19 protein-coding genes are annotated in these 25,010 nt (G+C 34.8%); 9 read left to right on the top strand and 10 right to left on the bottom strand.

Going from position 1 to position 25,010, the window contains the following annotated elements:
• Nucleotides 1–21 precede the first annotated feature (21 nt).
• Nucleotides 22–912 (top strand): fructose bisphosphate aldolase, encoded by an 891-nt coding sequence (locus tag M1D64_RS00975; protein WP_069822088.1) that lies wholly within the window; start codon nt 22–24, stop codon nt 910–912.
• Nucleotides 913–1,091: 179 nt separating this feature from the next.
• Entirely contained in the window at nt 1,092–2,099 is a 1,008-nt protein-coding gene (locus M1D64_RS00970; protein ID WP_041079906.1) for a PTS sugar transporter subunit IIC, read from the top strand.
• A gap of 77 nt (nt 2,100–2,176) precedes the next feature.
• On the opposite strand, the gene M1D64_RS00965 is transcribed toward M1D64_RS00970, so the two are convergent.
• From M1D64_RS00965 to M1D64_RS00940, 6 genes are all read right to left on the bottom strand, one after another.
• Nucleotides 2,177–3,583 carry an APC family permease gene (locus M1D64_RS00965; protein WP_002482141.1) on the bottom strand — a complete coding sequence of 469 codons (1,407 nt, stop codon included), beginning with the start codon at nt 3,581–3,583 and terminating at the stop codon, nt 2,177–2,179.
• Nucleotides 3,584–3,765: 182 nt separating this feature from the next.
• A complete protein-coding gene (locus tag M1D64_RS00960; RefSeq protein WP_115347197.1) occupies nt 3,766–5,145 on the bottom strand; it encodes an NAD-dependent succinate-semialdehyde dehydrogenase in 1,380 nt (459 codons plus the stop codon).
• A 93-nt stretch (nt 5,146–5,238) separates the two neighbouring features.
• Nucleotides 5,239–6,552, bottom strand: coding sequence for a 4-aminobutyrate--2-oxoglutarate transaminase (gene gabT / locus M1D64_RS00955; protein WP_115352812.1), 1,314 nt, complete (start codon nt 6,550–6,552; stop codon nt 5,239–5,241).
• Nucleotides 6,553–6,655: 103 nt separating this feature from the next.
• A complete protein-coding gene (gene gabR, locus M1D64_RS00950; RefSeq protein WP_480977531.1) occupies nt 6,656–8,041 on the bottom strand; it encodes a MocR-like transcriptional regulator GabR in 1,386 nt (461 codons plus the stop codon).
• 159 nt (nt 8,042–8,200) lie between these two features.
• Nucleotides 8,201–9,685 (bottom strand): cardiolipin synthase, encoded by a 1,485-nt coding sequence (gene cls, locus M1D64_RS00945; protein ID WP_126424425.1) that lies wholly within the window; start codon nt 9,683–9,685, stop codon nt 8,201–8,203.
• A gap of 220 nt (nt 9,686–9,905) precedes the next feature.
• On the bottom strand, nt 9,906–11,090 hold the full coding sequence (locus M1D64_RS00940) for a CynX/NimT family MFS transporter (protein WP_041079903.1): 1,185 nt from the start codon (nt 11,088–11,090) through the stop codon (nt 9,906–9,908).
• Nucleotides 11,091–11,183: 93 nt separating this feature from the next.
• Between M1D64_RS00940 and M1D64_RS00935 the strand changes: the two genes are divergently transcribed.
• A complete protein-coding gene (locus tag M1D64_RS00935; RefSeq protein WP_115352809.1) occupies nt 11,184–11,729 on the top strand; it encodes a helix-turn-helix domain-containing protein in 546 nt (181 codons plus the stop codon).
• Between the two features lie 111 nt (nt 11,730–11,840).
• A complete protein-coding gene (locus M1D64_RS00930) occupies nt 11,841–12,701 on the top strand; it encodes an ABC transporter substrate-binding protein (RefSeq protein ID WP_037537515.1) in 861 nt (286 codons plus the stop codon).
• Between the two features lie 185 nt (nt 12,702–12,886).
• Here the strand turns inward: M1D64_RS00930 and M1D64_RS00925 are convergent, their stop codons facing one another.
• The 3 genes from M1D64_RS00925 to M1D64_RS00915 all read right to left on the bottom strand — a co-directional run bounded on the left by M1D64_RS00925 (nt 12,887) and on the right by M1D64_RS00915 (nt 18,469).
• Entirely contained in the window at nt 12,887–13,702 is an 816-nt protein-coding gene (locus tag M1D64_RS00925; protein ID WP_126424424.1) for a pyruvate, water dikinase regulatory protein, read from the bottom strand.
• The gene (ppdK, locus tag M1D64_RS00920; protein ID WP_115352807.1) at nt 13,695–16,328 is read right to left on the bottom strand and encodes a pyruvate, phosphate dikinase; all 2,634 of its coding nucleotides are present in this window, start codon (nt 16,326–16,328) and stop codon (nt 13,695–13,697) included. Before ppdK ends, M1D64_RS00925 begins: the two co-directional genes overlap by 8 nt.
• 1,037 nt (nt 16,329–17,365) lie before the next feature.
• Nucleotides 17,366–18,469, bottom strand: a complete 1,104-nt coding sequence (locus M1D64_RS00915; RefSeq protein WP_228481606.1) for a CdaR family transcriptional regulator — start codon at nt 18,467–18,469, stop codon at nt 17,366–17,368.
• Nucleotides 18,470–18,576: 107 nt separating this feature from the next.
• Between M1D64_RS00915 and M1D64_RS00910 the strand changes: the two genes are divergently transcribed.
• The 5 genes from M1D64_RS00910 to larC all read left to right on the top strand — a co-directional run bounded on the left by M1D64_RS00910 (nt 18,577) and on the right by larC (nt 23,873).
• Nucleotides 18,577–19,734 (top strand): glycerate kinase, encoded by a 1,158-nt coding sequence (locus M1D64_RS00910; RefSeq protein ID WP_115352806.1) that lies wholly within the window; start codon nt 18,577–18,579, stop codon nt 19,732–19,734.
• Between the two features lie 63 nt (nt 19,735–19,797).
• Nucleotides 19,798–21,060 (top strand): nickel-dependent lactate racemase, encoded by a 1,263-nt coding sequence (gene larA / locus M1D64_RS00905; protein WP_002482128.1) that lies wholly within the window; start codon nt 19,798–19,800, stop codon nt 21,058–21,060.
• A 15-nt stretch (nt 21,061–21,075) separates the two neighbouring features.
• On the top strand, nt 21,076–21,900 hold the full coding sequence (larE, locus tag M1D64_RS00900; protein ID WP_002482127.1) for an ATP-dependent sacrificial sulfur transferase LarE: 825 nt from the start codon (nt 21,076–21,078) through the stop codon (nt 21,898–21,900).
• A 21-nt stretch (nt 21,901–21,921) separates the two neighbouring features.
• Nucleotides 21,922–22,680: a nickel pincer cofactor biosynthesis protein LarB gene (gene larB, locus M1D64_RS00895; protein WP_002482126.1), complete on the top strand. Its 759-nt coding sequence runs from the start codon at nt 21,922–21,924 to the stop codon at nt 22,678–22,680.
• Between the two features lie 17 nt (nt 22,681–22,697).
• A complete protein-coding gene (gene larC, locus M1D64_RS00890) occupies nt 22,698–23,873 on the top strand; it encodes a nickel pincer cofactor biosynthesis protein LarC (protein ID WP_002482125.1) in 1,176 nt (391 codons plus the stop codon).
• 119 nt (nt 23,874–23,992) lie between these two features.
• Here larC and M1D64_RS00885 read toward each other — a convergent pair whose 3' ends face one another.
• Nucleotides 23,993–24,982, bottom strand: coding sequence for a Gfo/Idh/MocA family protein (locus M1D64_RS00885; RefSeq protein WP_194379097.1), 990 nt, complete (start codon nt 24,980–24,982; stop codon nt 23,993–23,995).
• Between the last annotated feature and the right edge of the window lie 28 nt (nt 24,983–25,010).

Below are 25,010 nucleotides of genomic sequence, written 5' to 3'. Positions count from 1 at the left end.
ATAGTAAAAGGAGTGGTAAGAATGAATCAAGAACAATTTGACAAAGTAAAAAATGGAAAAGGCTTCATTGCTGCATTAGACCAAAGTGGTGGTAGTACACCTAAAGCGTTACGTGACTACGGCGTTACAGAAGATCAATATGACAGTGAAGACGAAATGTTCAAACTCGTTCATGACATGCGTACACGTATCGTGTCGTCACCATCATTTAGTTCAGATAAAATTGTAGGTGCGATTCTGTTCGAACAAACAATGGACCGCGAAGTAGAAGGCAAACATACAGCGGACTATCTAGCTGATAAAGGTGTTGTACCTTTCTTAAAAATAGATAAAGGTTTAGATGAACAAAAAGATGGCGTTCAATTAATGAAACCTATGCCTGAGCTAGATGACTTACTAAATCGTGCAAATAAACATAAAATTTTCGGTACTAAAATGCGTTCTAATATCTTAGAACTAAATAAAGACGGTATTGATTTAGTTGTTAAACAACAGTTTGATATAGCTAAACAAATTATTGCAGCTGGTTTAGTTCCAATTATTGAACCTGAAGTTAATATTAATGCTGAAAACAAAGAAGAGATTGAAGCATACTTAACTGATTCAATTTTAGAAGAACTAAACAAACTCAACGATGATCAACTTGTAATGCTTAAAGTAACTATCCCTACAAAAGCAAATCAATATCAATCATTAATCAACCATCCAAACGTTGTACGTGTCGTTGCGTTATCTGGTGGCTATAGCAGAGAACATGCAAATGAAGTACTTAAACAAAATAAAGATTTAATCGCTAGCTTCTCTCGTGCATTAATCAATGATTTAAATGTGAACCAATCTGATGAAGAATTCGACAAAATTTTAGGCGAAACAGTTGAATCTATCTATGATGCTTCTGTAAACAAAAATTAATCTATCCTAATACATTTAAATACAATTACAACACTGTCAGTGCGTTTCGATACGCACTGGCAGTTTTTATTTTATGATTGTGAAAAAAATCCCAATATAGTCTAGCCAACTTCACTAACTATCTATATACTAATATTAATTTATGAAATAATTTAATTAAAAAACAAGGAGATTACTTAATGAAAAATCATTTGCATAGGTGGGTTATTGAAGCATTAAGTTTTATGGCTTTGGGTTTGTTTGGCTCTTTAATTATTGGACTTATCTTAGAAACTATTGGCAATCAAACACTCATTCCACAAATAGATTTATCGTTTTTATCAGAAATTGGTAAGGTCGCAATGTCAGTTACCGGTGCTGCTATTGGGGTAGCAATTGCTTATGGATTAGGCGCTAAACCTCTAGTTATTTTTTCGTGTGTTATCGTTGGCACACTAGGTTATACGACGTTTGGAGGCGGTGCAGTTGGTGCCTATATTGCTACACTCATCGTCGTAGAATTAAGTAGATTTTATGCAAGCAAGACTAAAATCGATATCATTGTTACGCCCTTACTTACGATTGTTATCGGGGGCGCTATCGCAAAACTTTTTGGACCTGCGTTAAATGAGTTTATGACTGGGTTAGGTAAAGTTATCATTGTCGCAACTGAACAACAACCGTTGATAATGGGAATTTTAGTATCTGTCATCTTTGGTTTAGCACTTACTGCGCCAATTTCAAGTGCAGCACTTGCACTCATGCTTGATTTAAGTGGTTTAGCTGCTGGTGCAGCAACGATAGGCTGTGCGGCGCAAATGGTAGGCTTTGCTGTAAATGGCTATAAGGATAATGGTTGGAGTGGTATTTTATCTATTGGTATTGGTACAAGTATGCTACAAGTCCCAAATATCATTAAACATCCCATGATCTTAGTACCTCCAACAATAGCAAGTGCAGTTGTTGCTCCAGTTATGACAACTCTATTTCCTATGACAAATAATGCCGCTGGTGCAGGTATGGGTACAAGTGGTTTAATTGGCCAAATTATGACGATTAATACCATGGGTGGTTCACTTCAAACCTGGCTATTAATTATAATCTTCCATATTATATTGCCTGCAGTCATTAGCTTTGCTTTATATAAGTATTTCTTTAAAAAACAGTGGATTATGCCAGGCGATCAACTTATCCATGTCGCTAACTAGTTCAATAACATAACTATTTTCATTAAAAACAGCCGTGCCAGTTAAATTAAACTGACACGGCGTTTTTATATAAAGTGTTACTGATAATCTGATTGCTTGTCTCCTTGTATTGATACATAGGCATCTTCTGTTGTCTTTCTTTTTTGAGTTAAATAAAGTACACCTGCAATCAAATACCAAACTAATACAATTAACCACTCTGATGGCCAAGCTAACGATGACGGCATACCCGGTAAATAAATCACGATAAACAATATGCTCAAAATAACCGCAATGATACCAACAATTTGTCCGTTTTTAATACGGTAAGGACGTTCTAAATTAGGATGCGTTTTGCGTAACTTAAGAAACGAAATTGCAACCAGTAAATAACCTAGAACAACACCAATACCGCCTGCATTAACAATCCACGAAAGTGCTGGTCTTCCTAACAGCGGTGCTACAAAAGCGAGTACACCTAGAAATAAAATACCATGCGTAGGCGTTTTAAATTTCGGGTGGATATAGGCAAACCATTGTGGAATCATTTTATTTTTAGCCATTGCATACAATATTCTACTTCCACCAATAATAAATGCATTCCAACTGGTGATAATTCCGGCGACACCACCGAGTACAAGTAATACACCAAATCCACTATGACCGAACAGATTAACCATTGCATCCGCCGTTGCTAAACTACTCGTGTTAAGTGCTGAAGGTGAAAGTCCTGTGGCTACACCAAATACAATCAATAAATAAAATATAACAGAAGCAATGATTGATAATATTAAAATGCCACCAATCTTTTTAGAAGGTGCTTTCACCTCTTCAGCAATTTGTGGAATGACATCAAATCCTACAAATAGAAATGGAATCATCATCAATACGGACATGGTTCCGCCAACACCATTCTCGAATGGTTTTAAATTACTAAAGTTGCCATTGAATCCAGCACCAAATACAAGCAACAAGCCCACTGCTACAATAAAGATAGTGAACACAGTCTGCATGATGGCTGCTGGTTTTACGCCGAAATAATTCAGTGATGTTAATACAATACTACCAATTGAACCAATTAATACCCATGTTAAATAGACATCCCAACCAGCGATATTCCACATAAAACCATGATGTTTAAAAGGAATGACGTAATCGATGACTGTGGGCAAAGCAACCGCTTCAAATGTAATTACGGATACATATCCAAAAAGTACGGACCAGCCAGAAATGAATGCAATACCAGGAGAAAAAGCCTTTTTAACAAATACAAATCCTCCGCCAGTTTCCGGAATAGCTGATGCAAGCTCTGCGTATGTAAGGCCTATAACAATAACTAATAATCCACCAATTAAAAAAGCGACAATACTTCCGATAAATCCAGCTGCTGATACCCATTCTCCTGACAAGACTACCCATCCCCATCCAAGCATGGCACCAATAGCTAGAAATAAAACATCAACTATATTCATTGATTTATTAAATTGTGATTTTTGTGATTTCATTGAACATACCCCATAACATTTTCAATAACGTCAATTAAAGTTGAGAAACGCGCAGCGTAGCGTTGTATTTATTTCACTTTAATAAACGGCGCCCTATCATATGTGATTAACCAATCGCTTTCTCAATCTTTAATTGACTGATTTTATATTTTATTTAAGATTTGGTTTATCCTAATGCATTTTTATTCTTGTATAGAAAGATACTTCGTTTCTAAATAAGGTTCTATGCCTTCTACGCCACCTTCTCTACCATAACCACTTTCTTTCAAACCACCAAATGGTGCATGTGCAGCAGATGGTCCACCATCGTTCCAACCAATCACACCATATTCCAGTTCATTAAAGAGTTTTAATCCAGTTCGATAATCATTCGTGAAGAAATATGAAGCTAAGCCAAATTCTGTGTCATTTGCTATGTTAATCACTTCATCTAAATCACTATATGTCATCACTGGCGCAACTGGTCCAAACGTTTCTTCATGCATTGCTTTCATATCTAAATTTGCATTCGTAATGACTACCGGTTTTAAGAAATTACCGCCCAATGCTTGAATATCTTCAATACTACGTGATAGTTGCCCACCTTTTTCTTGCGCATCTTTGATGTGTGTTAACACTTTTTCTACAGCTTGATTGTCAATGAGTGGTCCAATTTTAACCTCTTCTTTCAAGCCATCACCTACAGATAATGCATGCACTTTTTCTATTAATTTTTCGTTATATGCCTCGGCGATATCTTCGTGAACATAGATTCTGTTTGCACATATACAAGTTTGTCCTGCATTTCTAAACTTCGAAGCAATCGTACCGTCTACTGCCGCTTCAATGTCTGCATCATTATGAACGATAAGCGGTGCTAAGCCACCTAGCTCCATCGTCACATTTTTAACTTGTTGCGCAGATGATTCAATTAATGATTTACCAACAGCAGTCGATCCAGTGAATGTCAATTTACTAATCAAACTATGATTTGTGAAAATGTCCCCTGCGTCTTTACCTGAAGCAATAATGTAGGAGATAGCATCTTTTGGAAAACCCGCTTGATGTGCAAGTTCCACAAGTTTAATCGTTGTCAGTGGCGTTTTAACTGCTGGTTTACAAATGATTGTACATCCTGCTGCCAATGCTGGTGCCATCTTACGCGTAATCATTGCTGCTGGGAAGTTCCACGGTGTAATCGCGCCTACGACACCTACTGGAAATTTATCTATAACAATTTTTTTCGAAGGTGAATTAGCTGGTATCGTACGACCATATACACGTTTTGCTTCTTCGGCATACCATTTGACGTATGAGTTCGCATAAGCTACTTCACCTTTTGCCTCTGCCAGTGGCTTACCTCCTTCTAATGTAATCAGACGTGCAAGTTCGTCTTGATGATCATCAATTAATTGAGCCCATTGCGCTAATTTCGCTGAACGTTCGTGCGCATCGACCTTCTTCCAGTTTTGAAATGCTTGATGTGCTTGTTTAATTTGATGATTAATTTGTTCATGCGTAGCATAATCTAAACGCTCTAAAACTTCATTAGTAGCTGGATTAATTACTTCTAACTTTGTCATGGTAACGACCCCTTTTTAAATATAATTATAAAAGCCCTTTCATTTATCCATACCCTTTCCGCTTATAAAATATATAATAATGTTACTTATTCATTAATTCGTTTGCTTTTCAATGGCCTTTTCAAATACTTCTGTTAATATATTTAGACCTTTGTTTAATTCTTGATCTGTAATAACTAATGGTAGTAAGAAACGAATCACATTGCCTTTAATACCAGCCGATAATAATAATAAGCCTTTTTCGTTTGCAGTTTTAATAATCTTAGCTGTTAACGCTTTGTCAGGTTCACCAGTTTCCGGATCAACGACTTCAAATGCAACCATAGCCCCTAAACGACGAATAGCTTTAACTTGCTCATAATCTTGACTCAATGCTGTTAAATATGTTTCTAGTTGATGACCGAGTTGTTCCGCTTTTCCATTTAAATCTTCATTTTCTATGATTTCAATCACTTTAAGTGCAGCTTCACATGCTAATGGATTTCCAGCATATGTACCGCCCAATTCTCCTGGTGATGCGCTATCAACGATTTCTTTTCTACCAACGACACCACTTAAAGGGAATCCAGCAGCCAATGATTTAGAAACCGTAATTAAATCTGGTTCAACATCAAAGTGTTCTATCGCAAATGTTTTACCTGTTCTAGCAAAGCCACTTTGAATTTCATCTGCTACAAAGACAATGCCATTATCTTCACAAATTTGTTTAACGGCTTTTACAAACTGGATATCAGGTATGATAAAACCGCCTTCTCCTTGAACAGGTTCCATGACGATACATGCTACTTCACTCGGATCCACCGTTTCGATAAAGAAATCATGTAACTTATTGATTATATGTTGTGTGTAAAGTTCATCTGATAAGTCTTCAGATTTTTCAGAAATATTAGGATATGGTGCTTGATAAACTTCCGGAGCGAATGGTCCAAAACCTAATTTATATGGTTTCACCTTACTCGTCATAGACATGGTTAGATTCGTTCTACCATGGAATCCTCTTACAAATGAGACTACGGCTTGTCTCCCCGTATATTTTCTTGCAATTTTAACGGCATTTTCTACAGCTTCTGCACCTGAGTTAAGCAAAATTGATTTTTTGTCAAAATGACCAGGTGTAATTTCCGTTAATTTTTGCGCTAAATTTAAATAGCTTTCATACATAATGACATTAAAACCGGGATGTATAAATTTATCCAATTGTGCTTTCAAGTGTTTCGTAATTTCTGGGTGGGAATGTCCGACATTCAAAGTACCAATGGCACCAGCAAAATCAATGAACACATTACCTTCGACGTCTTTAACGGTTGCACTTTGTGCCTCGTCCGCTACATGTAAATTTCCGTTTCCTACACCACGAGCTACATATTTTTCACGTTGCGTTTTATAATATTCATATTTCTCTGACATAATGAAACCTCCTAGTTTTAAACATTTTCATTGATTGTCTAGAAATTTAAAATATTATTGGTCTTCTGTAAAGTACCAGTTATCGGTTTTTAATGGTACCAGTTTATTCAATAAGTACACTTTTTAAACCTTGAACTGCCTCTGGTATGTGATTTTGTTCTATTTTTGAAAATCCAATAATCAATATTTTCGGGCCATTATTTTTTTGAAGCGCTTTCACTTTAAATCTATTAATAGTATAAAGTTCCAATTTTTGTTCTTTCGCACGTGTTTCAATTTCTTCATATGAATACGGAGAATTCACTTCAATAATAAAATGCAATCCTGCTTGTGTATCTTTGATTTGGATATGTTCGCCGAAAGCCATACTCAAATATGCTATAAGGTTCTCTCTTTTTTTACCGTATAACTGATGCATTTTCTTTATATACTTTTCATAATGCCCTTCTTTTATCATCAAATTTAACGTTAAAGCGTTTAGCATGGAATAATCTGGAATTGTGTTTTGATTTTGTAGTTCAAATTGTCTAACTAATTTTGTTGGTAAAATCATATAACTCATTCTTATACTAGGCATCAGTGTTTTTGAAAATGTCCCTAAGTAAATAACACTCTCATTTTTGTCAAAACTAAATAAAGACGGGATATTATCTGTTTCATATTTAAATTCACTATCATAATCATCTTCAATAATATAGCTATGTGTTTTACTAGCCCAATTTAATAAATCTATACGTCTTGAAACGGGCATAATTGTCCCAATTGGAAATTGATGCGATGGCGTCACAATCACTGCATTAGGTTGAATATCTTTAATGCCCTCTAACGAAATCCCTTTACGATCCAATGCGATTGGCTCCATATGTATACGCGTTTGTTCTAGCAATGTTCTGAAACGAGAATAGCCAGGATCTTCAACTGCAATGGTTATATTTTTAGTCATGAGCTCAATTAATTTGGTTAATAATGCATTGGTGCCTGATCCTATGACAATTTGCTCAGGATAGCAATGGATACCGCGTTGATAGGAAATTAGTTTCGCAATCGATTGTCTAAGTTCCATAGGACCCTTTACTTCAGGAATAGATGATAGATAGTGATCATAATTTTGAAAAACTTGTTTCATCATTTTAGTCCATGTATCTACTGGAAATTCTGATATATCAGTGCTCATGTGTGAGAATGAATATTCAAATTCTGTTGCTGTATGCTCATGATATGTTTCTAATGACGGTTGCTTATCGTTTTCGATAATCAGTTTATCTATGGGTTCGATATAATAGCCCTTACGTTCTTGAGTGTAAATATAACCTTCTGCTAGCAACTGTTCATACGCTGCTTTCACACTATTTATGCTAATATCTTTATGTTTGGACATCACTCGCTTAGACGGTAATTTTTCATGGCTATTATATTTAAATGCTAAGATATCTTCTTTTAATTGTGTATATAGTTGTCTATAAATGTATAAGTTACTATCACGTTGCATAGCACACCTCAATTGTTTTGTTTATCAAATCATTATTTATATTATTAAAATGTTTTTCAATTATTCTAATAATTATATCATATAAAAAATCAGTAGTTATACAGTGATAACTACTGATTCCAACAAAATTAATATTAAATTAAATGCTCATTTTGACTTTTATAATATTGGTGAGGCTAATTTGGCGATGGATTGTTTAAATTTAATCCAGTTTGAACGTTGATTATAACGTTCTTCTGTTAATTCTTTTGATACTTTTAAATCTTCTAAAAATGCTGCTTTAAGTTGTTTCGTAATTTGTTCGTCATACATAAAGGCATTTACTTCAAAATTCAATTCGAAACTACGGATATCCATATTAGATGAACCGACACTTGCCACTTCATCATCGATAATCATCATCTTAGAATGAATAAATCCATTTTCATAAGTATATACCTTCACACCATCTCTAATTAATTGCGCAACGCTTGTAATGGTCGCCCAGTATACAAAGATATGATCTGGTTTATTAGGGATAATTAAACGAACATCAACCCCTGATTTAGCAGCGATTCGCAACGCATTAATATAACCTTTATCTGGTATAAAATATGGACTATGCATGTATATGGAGGATTTGGCATTCATAATCATTTTCATATATCCAAATTCAATTTGATGCCAATTATCACTTGGTGCACTCAGTGCGAGCTGCATTGACACATTACCACCTTGGTGCGCATTATGTGGAAAATACTTCATATTATATTCTAACTGCTCACGCTTAGCCTGGGAGTTCCAATCATGTATAAAACTTAATTGTAAGGCATCAACGCCGTCACCTCTTACTCTCAGGTGTGTATCTCTCCAATAACCAAACTTATCATTTAGACCTAGATATTCATCGCCAACGTTAAAGCCACCAACATAACCTGTCATCCCATCAATGACGACAATTTTACGATGGTTTCGATTATTCACTCTAAAGTTGATTAATGGTATTTTAGCTTGGAAAAATGCCTCCACTTGTCCGCCATTTTCTCGGAATTTTTTAAATTTCGACTTATGTACAGATTTAGACCCTACAGCATCATAAAGTAACTTCACTTCAAGTCCCTCTTCTGCTTTTTGTTCTAAGATATTAATGATTTCAGTACCTAAACCATCTAAATTCAATACATAATATTCCATATGAATATACGTTTTCGCATTGCGCAGATCTTCTTTCATTTGACTGAATAAATCATGACCATCTGTATAAATATCAATATTATTATCATTACTTAAAAAAGAAGGTTCTTTTGTTAAAAGTGTTGTTGCAATATCACGGTGTTTTCTCACAATAGGATTATCAGAATCACTGATTTTATTTGTCGAATCTTGTAGTTGGGCTTGAACTCGTTTCATCCCATCTTCTATCTGATTGTGCGCAAAGCCACGTTCACGTTTCTTACGAATACCTCTTCCGAAAAATATATAAATGAAAAATCCTAAAACAGGCATAACAAAAAGTAAAAATAACCATGCCCATGTTGCAGTAGCATCTCTTCTATCCCTGTCTAAAAAGACTATAACAAAGGCTAATATCACATTGATAACAAAGAAAAATGCTAACACACCCCGATATATGGGACTTACACCTGGATCAAATATTAATTGCATAACTTCACCTCATCATTCTTTCCCTAATAGCTAAAAATATTTTTAACTATAATGTTTTAGTTCTAAAATCTTATATTACTTATACATATATTAATTTTAGTACAATTGTCTCCAATGTAATCTGATTTATTTCACATTGATTCATACCCATTATATGCCATTATAGGTATATTTACCATTTTAGCTTTAATCTAAATTCTATACAATCAAGTTAAACACTTCACTTTTGAAGTGATTGTTCGATTGTTCGATTACGTCCTGCTTGTGAACCAAACAAAGTAATGATAACTGCTGTAAATAGTAATATACTTAAAGATGCAATCCAAGTACCCGTCATATCATGTAGAACACCAAATAATAACGGACCCATAGCGGCAAATAAATAACCAATAGACTGTGCCATACCAGATAATTTTGCTGCCGTTTGACTATGTTCTGTACGTAAACTAAAGAACGTATTAACAAGTCCAAAAGCGATTCCCCCAGCAACACCTATCAATATTGTAGAGATAATGGCCAGTTGAGGTACGCATAACATAATGATTACACCCGCAATAAACAACAATCCTGTCACGAAAGTTAATGTAAATTGCGATTTCATCTTAGTTGCAAATATTGGTGTGATAAAAGTAAATGGAATAATTGAAATCTGTAACACAGATAAATATACGCCCGCTTCACTAATAGACATACCACTCTGCGACAAGTATGCTGGCATCCAGTTGATGAGAGAATAAAATATAAGCGATTGTCCGCCCATTAGTATCGTGATTTGCCAAGAAATTGGAGATTTCCACACATTTACACTTTTACGAGGTAACGCTGTAGCCATTTCTTGTTTACCTTTTAATTGAAATGACCAAATAATTATCGTCACTAATGTTACGATACCGATTAAGCTTATTGCTACATTATAATGAAACGACTTTAGCAATGGCGCAGTACCGTATGATGATAAACCACCAAATACATTCATTACAACAGTATAATATCCCGTCATGATACCGATATGTAATGGGAACTTCGCCTTAATGACTGCGGGTGCTAGGACATTACCAAATCCAATACCTATACCAATCAGAACTGTCCCAATATATAACCAGGAAATTTCTGTCATTGATCTTACAATAATACCTATAAAAATTAAACATAAGGCTAGAAAAATCGTTTTTTCTAAACCAAATTGATTACTTGTTCGTGCTGCAAATAATGAAATGACTGCAAAAGCTAATAATGGTACTACCGTAATAACACTAACAGCACTATTGGACATTGCTAAATCCGTTTTAATATCAGGCAATGCGACCCCAATAGAAGTAATAGGTGCTCTTAAATTCGCACCGACAAGTAATATTCCTATAAATAACAACCAATTGAATGGTTTTATTTTTCTATAATTTTCCATAATCTATCATTTACCACCTTATCAGGTCTATTTTGAAAACAACACATTATATGGTACGATATGTACGTTATAATGTAAATAGGAGGGATATATTTGTATAATATTCAAAGCATCGTAGCAAAAAATATTGCCGATTACCGAATAAAGCATCAATTAAGTTTAGATAAAGTAGCGAATGCAACAGGCGTCAGCAAAAATATGTTAAGTCAAATTGAAAAGGGACAATCTAATCCAACGATTACCACATTATGGAAAATAGCAAATGGCCTTCATATTTCATTGTCGCAATTAACTTCTACATCCAATGATATAATCGATTTTATCGACGAAAGTGATATCATCCCTCTCATTGATAAGGAAGTTTCAATATATCCATACTTTCCTTATGATGAGAACAAGAAATTCGAAATGTTTAAAATGGTAATCCAACCTGGTGGCAAAATGCATTCCGACCCTCACCACCCTGGTTCCGAAGAGTATATTATTGTTAATGACGGTGTATTAGAAATCGAAGTCGATGGTAAACAATATACAATCAATCATCATCAAGCTTTTCGATTTAATAGTGATTTGCCTCATAGTTACTTTAATCCAGGAACATCAATCGTAGCACTAACTTCTACAATGTATTATCAATAACCAACGTAACACCCTCTGAATCATTTATGACAACCCTATACATCATTGTTATGTTTCACATTTTAATTGTGTGGAATATAAATAGTAAAAGCAATTTAGGGAGGTAATATGATGACTTTTGAATTTAAACATGATTTAGGTACAAGTGAATTACCAGAAGATATAACTTCAGCAGTAGCATTAGAATTTTCATTCGTTGATGCATTAGTTGCTTTAGATATAGATGTTAAAGGTATTGCCGATGACGGTGATAGTACAAATTTAACATCACCACTTAGAGAAGCAGTAGGCGATTATGTCTCAGTTGGTACACGTTTAGACCCAGATTTTGAATCTATTAGATCATCAGCACCACAACTCATTATTGGTGATTCTGATCGCCACAAAGAGATTTATGAAGAGTTAAGTGAAATTGCGCCTACCATTCTTTTCAAAAGCTTCGATGCTGGTTATCAAGAAACATTAGAAGTATTCCAACGTATTGGTACTGCCGTTTCTAAATCTAAAGATGCTAAAGAGCGTCTAGATAGACATCAAGCTTTAGTTAATGATTTTAACAATCAAATTTCTATAGATAAAAATAAAGAAACATTAGCTGCAGTCGTATCAGAACAAGGTGTGACGGCGCATTCAAATAGCACGTATGTAGGTGAATTTTTAACTAAATTAGGCTTTGCAACAGCACTTAATGATAAAGTTGCAGACACATTACCTGCTTACAGAGAATCTGATTATTTAGAAATGTCTTATGAACAACTTGCAAATGTTAACCCTGAAAGATTAATCGTGATGGTAGAAGACGATAACGATAAAGATTTAAATAAATTACAAAATAGTAATCAATGGGATGACTTAGAAGCAGTTAAAAGTCAGCGTGTACATTTTGTAAGCAGAGATGACTGGGCTAAATTACGCGGTCTTATCGCTTCAGAAGATATTGTTGAAACTCTAGCTAACCTTAATGAAGCATAAGCAATGAGATCATAACAATGTAAGCTAACAAAAAAAACGACCATTTCTATTAAAATAGAAGTGGTCGTTTTTCTGCTTTTCTTTAATATGATTAAAATTTCAAGGCCGCTAATCCAATATTTTTCCTGTACTCAGTGACTCGTATATTTATCTTAATATCTCTTATTCTCTCTTTTTGAATCATCTTATAAGCATTTTTCAATATAAAAGGCAGATTCTTCAATGGATTTATACTCTGTATTAATAACCGTTGCATTTAATTTTTGAAAAACTTCTTCTGCATGAATTAGCTCTTCTCTGATTCTATCCATACTATTATAGTTTGACGGACCCGATAACCCTAAAATTTTAACGCGCTCATTACGAATGTTTAAAATATAGTCAGGATTCGCAGTTAAACCAAATACTTTCAAATGCTTATGTTTAAACACCTCATCTGGAATATCAACCTCTGGTACCAATGGAATATTCGCAATCTTATAGCCCTTATTTGCTAAGTACATGCTTAATGGCGTTTTAGATGTTCTTGAAACACCTACAATCAATGCATCCGCTTCTCCAATATCTGTAAAATGTTTACCATCATCATATTTCACAGCATACTCCATTGCTTCGATTCTCTTGAAGTAATTTTCATCTAGTTTACGTAATGCCCCACTTTCTAGTATGGGGTTACATTGTGTTTGTTGTTGAATAATGCCTATCAAATCAGACATATAATCGATATACGGAATTTGCAATTTTTTCGCAAGCTGTTGACCTGCAATATTGAAATCTGGATTCACTAATGTCGTAACAACAACGGCATTCAACTCTTTAGCTCTGTTTAAAATATGCATCAGTTCTTCTTCATTTTTAATGAATGGATATTTTTTTATCTCTATTTGTGAAATGTCAGGAAATTGCGTTAACGTCGCATGAATCATTCGTTGCGCTGTCTCTCCTATAGAATCTGATATGACAAATAATCTCAGCTGTGGTGCTTGTTGATCATCAAACATGTAATCGGCCACCTTCTACTTCACTTTGCGCAGTTGAAAGCAATGCACCCGGCACTCTAAATGGCGAACAAGAAACATAATCTATGTCTAATTGATTAAAATATTGAATGGATTTATGATCTCCACCTAGTTCACCACACACACCAATTGTTATGTCTGGATTCGCTGATTTTGCTTGTTGTGTAGCAATTTTTATCAGTTCACCTACACCTTCTACATCTAACGTCTGGAACGGGTCGTGCTCTAAAATGCCTAATTCAGAATAAGTACCAATAAACTTACCAGCATCGTCTCTTGAAAAACCGAATGTTAGCTGTGTTAAATCATTTGTTCCAAAACTAAAGAAATCACATTCTTTTGCTAACTCACTAGCAATCAAGCAAGCACGTGGTGTCTCGATCATTGTTCCAATCATATAATGAATATGTTCTCCTGCTTCTTGTTGTAATGTTTCAATTCGTGAAATAATTTGCGCTTTCAGCGTTGTAAATTCAGCAACGGTGGAAACTAAAGGAATCATAATTTCTGGTTGGCATGATACACCTTGCGCTTTCAGCTCCAATGCACTTTCTATAATCGCTTCTGCTTGCATGATATAAAGTTCAGGATACGTAATGGCTAACCTACATCCTCTATGTCCAAGCATTGGATTCACTTCATTTAAACTTTCAATATACTGGTCTAATTCCTTAATCGTTACATTCAATTGCTCTGCAACTGTTGCTTTTTCGTTATTTGAATTGGGTAAAAATTCGTGTAACGGTGGGTCTAACAAACGAATAATCGTTGGTCGTTCACCAGAAAGTTTTAGTATTTCTTCAAAATCATTCTTTTGGTACTGCTTAATTGTGTTTAAAGCAGCAATACGTTTATCCTGTGTATCAGACAAAATAAATCTGCGCATTTCTATGAGTCGCTCTGGCGCGAAAAACATGTGCTCTGTTCGAACAAGCCCTATCCCTTTAGCACCAAACTGATAACCTGATTGAATATCTTGTGCTGTTTCTGCATTCATGCGTACATCTAATCTTGCATTTTCTTCTGACCATTGCATAAATTTCTCAAAAGCATGACTACGCTCTGCTTGGATTGTCTCAACTTCACCAAAATAAATATCCCCTTTCGCGCCATCTACTGAAATGATATCACCTTCATATAGTGAACCACCTTTATAATGTACAACCTTATCTGTAATATTAATTTCTAAGTCTGAACAACCTGTGACACAACACTTGCCCATACCTCGCGCTACGACTGCAGCGTGTGATGTCATACCACCATGCGTTGTAACAATTGCCTCACTTGCAACCATCCCTTCAATATCTTCTGGTGATGTCTCAGGACGCATTAAAATCACTTTATTCCCTTGTTCTGCTTGTTGTTTAGCCGTTTCTGCAGAAAAAACAATTGCGCCACTAGCTGCACCAGGACTGGCAGGTAAGCCGACCTTAGTTATAACTGACGTCTGTTTTAATGATTGTTCATCAAAATTTGGATGTAATAATTGATCAATAGATTTCACTTCAACATTCATGACCGCTTTTTCTTTGCTTATCACATCTTCCTCAACTAAATCAACAGCGATATGAATCGCAGCATTGGCAGTACGTTTACCACTTCGTGTCTGTAATATATATAAGTTTTCATTTTCTATTGTAAATTCAATATCTTGCATGTCTTTATAATGCGTTTCAAGTTGTGTTGAAACTTTTACAAATTGCTCATGCACATGTGGCATTTGTTCTTTCAATGTTTCAATATCTTTAGGTGTACGAATACCTGCTACAACATCTTCACCTTGAGCATTCAGTAGATACTCTCCAAATAACTTTGCTTCTCCCGTTATAGGATTACGCGTAAATGCTACACCTGTACCACTTTTTTCACCACTATTACCAAATACCATTTCCTGTATATTGACTGCAGTACCAATATCATGTGGTATTTCATTTAACTGACGATATACACGCGCGCGATCATTATCCCAAGATTTAAATACTGCTTCAATTGCCTCTGTTAATTGGTCAATCGGTTCTTGTGGGAATGGTTTATATGCTTCATCTAAGTAAACTGCTTTAAAATGTTCACAAATTTCTTTTAACCCTTCGGCTGGAATTTCTGCATCGCTTTCATAATGATGTTGTGTCTTGTATTGATCAAAATATGTATCAAAAGATGACATTGGAATACCATAAACAACCTGACCAAACATTTGCAACAATCTTCTATAGCAATCATATGCAAAGCGCGAATCATTTGTTTTATTTGCTAATTTTTTTACATTTTCATCGTTCAAACCTAGATTTAATATCGTATCCATCATACCTGGCATAGAAATTTTTGCACCACTTCTTACAGAAACTAGGAGTAAAGCACCATCATCAGAAAATGATTTCTGTATACGTTTAGATAACGCATCCAATTCTACATCTAACTGTTTCAGTAATAAATCAGGTAGTTTTGAATGGTTATTTAAATATTCTATACATGCTTCCGTTGTAATGGTGAATCCGTCTGGCACTGGTAAACCTAAGCGTTTCATTTCAGCTAGATTTGCACCTTTTCCTCCTAATAAATCTTTCATACTTTTTTGGCCTTCATCAAATGCATAAATATATTTTGTCATACTTAATCACCCCTATAAGTTATTATGTTATACTTATTGCTATAGAGTATGTCACATTAAAAAGAAAAAGACAACCATTATATTTAACATCAATAAAATATATTTAATTTTTTGTCTATTATTTAAACAAATACACATTGAAAAACTGTACGTTAAATGGCTAAAAAAAGCCTCAGTAACAATGAAAGCATTGTTGCTGAGGCCATATTGTTTCACCAGTTTATTGTCCTTTTAAGTGAAAATATCTCCTGACATACTTAAATAATGATATGGGTTGGGTGGTAGTAATCAAAATAGACGCATTTATAAAGGCTACCCTATAAATGATAGCTCACGTTACAACGTTTTCTATTTCAAATCATATGTTCTTTAAACTGGTCCTTAAAAATGAGGAATTAAAAGTAGGTGAAATAGATAAAATTTAGAGTCTATGCATTGGGTTTTATAAATGTATGCATTTCACTTAAAAGTGACTGAATACCATAGTATAAAGCGTATTCAAGTAGGTACTGTAATATATAATCATTTGAAAGTGGTGAAAGAGGAATACTTGTTATTAAATTACAACAAGTTTAAGGGTTCACTTCACGTTAATTTTGACGTGATTAGACTGTTTGTTTTGTAGTGTAATTATTTTTTACGCTAAAACTTAGTTACAAAATAAGTCATGTGTCATCATATCATACCCATCATATTCACTCCCCATCTTTTTAAATACATCAAAGTAAGATTGATGTGAGTCATTACTCAATAACTCAAAAAATGGCGCCATTTCTATAACAAGTAAATTCAGATTGGAAACAAAACGTTTTGTATCTATAAAGATTTTTATTCTAAATTTAATAGAATTATTTAGTAATAACTTAATTTTATTATATTGTTTCTCGTGTAATTTGTAAAGCGCTTTTTTGTATTTACTAAAATAACATTTTTCTCGCCTTATCATATTTGTAAAATGAAAACCTCAAAAATACTGTAATCTTTTTAATTGATTATAGCTATTTTATAAAATATTTTGTACTTAATGTCTATACTATTTAACACCACAAAGCAATTTGTAATTTGATTGCATCAGAATATTTTTTGGGGTTCAAACCTGTTTGTAGTTTACATTTTTCTAAACGATATAGCAGTGTGTTGCGATGAATATAAAGATACTTAGCCGTTTGTGCAATATTCAAGTCATTTTCAAATAAACTTTTTAATGTTTCAATACTTTGATTGTCTAACTCACCTAGTATTCTTTTTTTATATCTCTCCCTTATTTCTTCATTTATCTGATAAAGTAATGTTTTTTCTTCCACATCTTCAAATGAAGCGAAAGATACATTTTCTTCGTTTAACATAAACACAAGTTCACATTCTTCGTAAGCATTTTTAAAATCATTTAAACTTGTAAACACTAAACTAGAAGCAATACGTACATCTAAATTTAAAGATGTAAATACTTGATGAATGCGATATATTTTTTGATTCAGTTCATCTTGTAGCTCATCTGTTGCTAAAATAACAATATGATTATAATTAGTAAAAGCGACTGCGAAAGTCGCCTTATCCATTATTTTAGCTAATCTTTGTACAATACTACTTCGTGAAAAAATTTGTTTCTCCAAATTAATAATGATGCATTTTCTATAAGTTAGAAACGCTACATTTAATTGTTTTGTTAAATATTGGATAAAGGATTGTGAGGGTTCACTTTTCAATAATTCCTCGATTAGTAATTCCTGACTACGTAACTGTCCTTCTAATTCATATGTAAAATAATTTTGATAAAGTAACAACTCTGTGGACATTTTCACCAAATCAGCAACATGCACTAATGCTGATGGATCACCTGTAATACCAATCACACCTACTACGTTATCTTGAAATATAATTGGTAAATTAATACCCGGCTGTGTACCTTGTAAATAACTCGTTTCTTCTTCAGACAAGATCACTATATCCCCACTCGCTAATACTTTGCGCGCACCTTCATGAACTTGACCAATTCTACGCTTATCAAACGAAGCAATGATTTCTCCATTAAAATTCATTATATTAATATTACTATTCGTTCTTTTTACTGTTTCCTCAACGATTAATGCAGCTAATTCATCTGTTAATACATTCATCATTTTATCCCCTATCATTTTCATACAAATTAATAACATCATTTTTGTATATTTTAACCCTATTTTCAATAAAATTAAATCGATATAATAGAATAATACAATAATGAAATCGTTTACAAGGAGGATGGCGTATGAAAATTGTTTTAGCACCGGATTCATTTAAAGGTAGTATGTCAGCTACTGAGGTTGCTCGCTATATGAGTCAGGGTATTTCTGATATATTCCCTGAAGCCGATATACATACCTTACCCGTTGGGGATGGAGGTGAAGGCACCATGGAAGCTTTGGTAAATGCCACGAACGGTACATTCACCACACTCAATGTGACAGGACCACTTGGCGATACTGTCTCTGCACAATATGGTGTACTCCATGACAAGGAAACCTGTGTCATAGAAATGGCTGAAGCGTCTGGATTAAAGCATGTGCCAGACAATGCACTTAATGTGAGGCAAGCCACTACATATGGTACTGGAGAATTAATTCTTGATGCATTGGATAGCGGTTATACGCAATTCATCCTTGCAATCGGCGGGTCTGCAACGAATGATGCAGGTGCTGGTATGTTACAGGCACTTGGTGCCAAACTTTTAGATCAGCATCATCATGAAGTTGATCTTGGTGGTGGTAATCTACAAAAGATACAGCATATTGACTTAAGTCATTTTGATGCACGTATCAACCAATGCAACTTTACGATTGCCACTGACGTACAGAATCCATTAATTGGTACAAACGGTGCTTCCTACGTTTTTGGTAAACAAAAAGGTGCAACAAAATCAGATTTAAAACAATTAGAACACAACCTGACACATTGGGCCGATTTAGTAGCCCATAAGAAAAGCATTCGTCTGCATGACTTACCTGGCGCTGGTGCTGCCGGCGGTTTAGGTGGTGCTTTCAAAGCCTTTTTCCCTAGTCATTTTGAAGATGGCATTCAAGTCGTCATAGACTATATCAAACTGGATCAATATTTAGAAAATGCTGATCTAGTTATTACAGGTGAAGGTAAGATTGATTTTCAAACTTTATACGGTAAGACACCTATGGGTATTGCCAAATATGCAAACAGATACAATGTCCCCGTTGTTTTTATAGGCGGATCGATTGATGTCGATATCGATCAATTTAAAGATATGGGGGTAATTGGTGCTTTTAGTTTAACCGATGGACCGATGTCGCTGGAGGAAACAATAAACCAATCAGAAAAATTAGTTAAAAAAACAACCCAAAACATTGTTAACCTCTTTTTTCATGAGTCAGCAATTTTATCTAAATTTTCTGAATAATGTTAAACTAAACTTACTAGTCATGTGTTATATCATAATTTGAAGTATAAGGAGGAGATTATTTTGAAAACAAGCATATTATATGGTAAATCCAATGTCGAAATCGATTTACCGGATCACAGTGTATTGATTGAACCTACTGATATCGATGCACTCGATGATGATACAAATGCAATTCGTAATGCTTTAGCAGATCCTATAGGCACTAAACCATTAAAAGAAATGGTAAGTGCAAACCAAACCGTCGCCATTGTCATTAGCGATATTACTAGACCAACGCCTAATCATATCCTCGTGCCATTGATCCTAGAAACGTTATCACACGTACCGCCTGAGAATTTCGTCATCATAAATGGTACAGGCACGCATCGTGATCAAACACAAGAAGAATTGATACAAATGTTAGGTAAAGATGTCGTCGATCAAATTAAAATTGTTCATAATCATTGTAACGACAAGGATACTTTAAGTAAGGTAGGCCATAGTAAATATGGATGTGATGTCTATTTAAATAAAGACTATGTTGAAGCCGATTTTAAAATCGTCACTGGATTTATCGAACCGCATTTCTTTGCTGGATTCTCTGGTGGCCCAAAAGGCATAATGCCTGGTATTGCAGGTATTGAAACAATCATGACTTTTCACAACGCTAAAATGATTGGCGATATACGCTCTACATGGGGCAATATGACGGATAATCCTGTCCAGGATATGACTAGAGAAATCAACGCTATGTGTAAACCTGACTTTATGCTCAATGTCACTTTAAATAAAGAAAAAGAAATTACCGCAGTCTTTGCTGGAGAATTATATGAAGCACACGATAAAGGATGCGCCTATGCTAAGGCTCATGCCATGTTTAAATGTGATGATCGTTTTGACGTAGTGATTGCTTCAAATTCTGGTTATCCGCTAGACCAGAACTTATATCAAACCGTTAAAGGCATGAGTGCTGCGCACAAAGTAGTTAAAGAAGGTGGCAGTATCATCATGTTATCAGAATGTAGCGATGGTTATCCCAATCACGGTAACTACGCTGAAATACTGAAAATGGCAGACTCCCCGCAAGGCCTTGTGGACATGATTAGCGATCCGAATTTTGCAATGCTCGATCAATGGCAAGTTCAAAAACAAGCAGTCATTCAAACATTTGCTGATGTATATTTATACTCTAAACTGACTGATAAACAAACAACAGATGCTATGCTTCATCCTGTACATGAGATTAATAACACATTAAAAGAACTGGAAACAAAATATGGAACTGACATGACCATAGGCGTCATGCCGTTAGGACCACTGACAATTCCATATGTTGAATCATAATTGAGGAGGAATACTATGTTAACTGAAATGATTACAAAAGAACAAAAATTAGAAACGATTCTTAAAGATATGAACAGTGTTATTGTTGCTTTTTCTGGTGGTGTAGATAGTAGTCTTGTGCTAAAAAAAGCAATCGATGTTTTAGGACATGATCATGTCAAAGCCGTTATTGTTAAATCTGAATTAACTAGAAATGAAGAATTTGATCAAGCCATTGCTTTAGCTCATCAACTCAATGCCCAAGTAATTGAAACTGAGATAGAAGCTTTAAAGGATCCACATATCGTTGAAAATACCCCTGATAGTTGGTATTACAGCAAACGTCTATTATATTCTAAGCTCGAAGCATTACGCGCACAGCTCAACTTTAACTATGTAGTTGATGGGATGATTATGGATGACATCAATGACTTTAGACCAGGATTAAAAGCAAGAACAGAATTTAATGTTAGAAGCATTCTCCAAGAGGCTGAATTGTTTAAATCTGATGTGAGAGCTATGAGCAAATCCAACCATCTACCTGTTTGGAACAAACCCGCATTATGCAGTTTCGCTTCTCGTATTCCTTACGGCGAACCGTTAAGCATTTCAAAAATAAATAAAATCAATGAAGCTGAAAAATTTATTTTAGCTTTGGGCTTAAACCATGTTAGGGTCCGCTACCATCAAAATATTGCTAGAATTGAAGTCAACGACGCTGATATACCTACTGTAATCCATAACAAAGACCAGATAACCGTCTACCTTAAAGAACTTGGATTCGACTACGTTACGATTGATCTTGAGGGCTACCGTACAGGCAGTATGAATGAAGTGATCGATACGCATCATACACATTAACAAAGTAAAGGTGGCAGTCAAATGGTAGAAAAATACGACGCAATAGAACAATTACTGAAAGCTGTACATGCAAATGAATTATCTGTCGACGATGCAAAAGACCAATTAAGTCACTACGACGAGCTAGGCTTTGCAAAAATCGATCTTCATAGAACACAACGCCAAGGCTTTCCTGAAGTCATTTTTGGTGAAGGAAAGACAAAAGAACAATTGCATGATATCGTGCATACACTTATTAAACATGACTCTATTGTTCTGATTACGAGAATTGACCAAGAAAAAGCTGACCATATTACTGCCAAATATGATCAGCTTGAATACCATGAAACGGCACGCATTGTCTCAACACCAATCAAACATATAGCTAAGACAAATCATTATGCCTCCATCATTTGTGCAGGTACTTCAGATTTACCAGTTGCCGAAGAAGCTGCTATCACCGCTGAAGTCATGGGGATTCACGTTCAACGTTTTTATGATGTAGGTGTTTCAGGTATTCATCGATTATTTGCACATATTGAATCTATTCGACAAAGTAAAGTTTCAGTAGTTGTTGCTGGAATGGAAGGCGCCCTTTCAAGCGTTGTTGCTGGATTAGTTGATCATCCGGTTTACGCTGTACCCACGAGTATCGGTTATGGAGCCAATCTACAAGGTGTAACAACTTTATTATCTATGGTTAATTCATGTGCACCAGGTACAAGTGTGCTTAATATTGATAATGGTTTTGGTGGTGGTTACAATGCTGCTATGATTATTAATATGATTGAGAGTCATTAAAATTGGAGTGGTAAATTATGACAAATGGTCTTTATTTAGATTGTCATGCGGGTATCGCGGGTGACATGTTATTATCCTCTTTGGTAGATTTAGGTGCAGATGTAGATTATGTGCATCAACACTTATTATCACTACCTTTAGATCAATTTAGTTTAAACTTTGCTAAAAAAAATAAACAAGGCATACAAGCGATGGGTCTAACAATTGACTTTGAAGAAGCACATCATCATAGAAAAGCGTCAGACATTTTCAACATGATTAACGAGAGCACTTTACCCAACAGAGTCAAAGAACGTAGCATGCTGATATTTGATGTTATTGCACAAGCTGAAGCAAAAATTCATGGCATGAAAATAGAAGATGTCCATTTTCATGAAGTTGGTGCGATGGATTCCATTATAGATATTATAGGTAGTTGTCTTGCATTAGAAGATTTGGGTATTGATGAAATAAAATCGTCACCCGTACCTACTGGAAATGGCAAGATTAAAATTGCACATGGTATATATCCCATTCCAGCGCCAGCAACCGCTGAAATACTTAAGGATATCCCACTTGCAACATTTGATGTTCAAAGTGAACTGACAACACCCACTGGTGCGGCATTTATTAAGGCTTTAGCAACACATATCGGTCCTTTGCCTGCTGTATCAATGTCAAATATTGGTTACGGTTGTGGTACAAAAGACTTTGAGTTTCCAAATGTTATACGTGCTATACAATATACAGCAACAGAAACGACTCCAAATCAAGTACAAGTATTAGAATGTCAAATTGATGATATGACGCCAGAAACACTTGGTTACTTTATAGAGCAAGTGATAAATGAAGGCGCATTAGACGCATTTTACACACCTATTACGATGAAGAAAAGTCGGCCTGCGACTCAATTAACAGTAATAAGTAGCGTCACACAAGCAAAGGAATTCGAAGATTTTATTCTTAAACACACTACATCTCTCGGTGTGCGCAGTTACGCTGTTAATCGCAAAATTTTGCATCGTCAATTCCAAACCATCCATACAACATATGGCGCCATTTTAGTCAAACTAGCAATGAAAGATAATAAAATTATAAAAGCAAAACCTGAATTTGAAGATGTTAAAAATGCAGCACTTCACTCTGGACAGTCTTTCACTAATGTATATAATGACATTCAAAATGAAGTCAGAAAACACATTCAAATAGATTAAAATGAAAAAGTGAGAACCTTCATCTAATCAACTAACTAGATGAAGGTTCTCACTCTTTTTTATAGCAGTAATGACTGCTCATCATTTGAAGAAAATCATCTTTACACGCTTCATGCGTTCTATTTTTGCGATGGTCCTACTTTGATGTTTGCACTATCCAATGCTTGTTCTAATACTTCAATAACTTGGATACTATGTTCTAACTTTTGGGCGGCTAAATCATTATTTTTCTGTTTAATGATTTGGGCAATTTTTACAAATTCTTCATACATGCGGTGATTATGTGGGTTTACTTGATATGACTGTGTGCCACCCTGGTTATATTTTAATTCGAATGCTTTTAATTCATTGGTCGGTCCCTTTATATTAATTGACGCATTGTCACCTTGAATATAAGACTGATTGTCAGAGTTTGAATCTTTAGCCCCTATACATACGACTTTTACATCATTATAATCCAGTTGTAATATGCCTGATGTGTCTATACCCTTTTGAATGTTAGCAAAATATGCAACGCCCTCGGGTTTACCAAATAATCCAACAGCCAAATATATGTTATAAACATTGATATCCATTAATGCGCCGCCACCTTTAGACGGGTCAAAAGCAGGTGCTACAATGCCTTCTTTGAACTTGTCATATCTTGATGAATACTGTGAATAATTAAATTGTGCAATTTTGCAGTTTCCAAGCTCATTCATAGATTGTTTTAAAACTTCAAAATTACTCAAATATAGATTGGTAATTGCTTCAATAATAATGATATCATGGGCTTGAGCTAAATCTCTTAATTCTATTAATTCCGCTTTTGTTAACGTAAATGGTTTTTCACATATGACATGCTTACCTTGTTGAATCGCTTTACGTGCATAGGCATAATGTAAGTGATTAGGCACTGCTAAATAGATTGTATCTATCATTTCGTCTTGTATAAATTGCTCATAATCATCATATATCGTTTTAATATTAAATTGCTTTTGTAAATTTTTTACATTTTCTGGATTTCTCCCTGAAGAAACAATACTTTGAAATGTAAATTCTGAAATTTGTTCCATTACAGGTAATGCTTCTTTGACAATTTTCCCCGCACCAACGATTCCAATATTCATTAAATTACCCCTTTTTGTTTTATATTTT

Source organism: Staphylococcus sp. Z5-21, from assembly GCF_056529615.1.
This window is presented reverse-complemented; position numbering and strand designations above follow the sequence as displayed.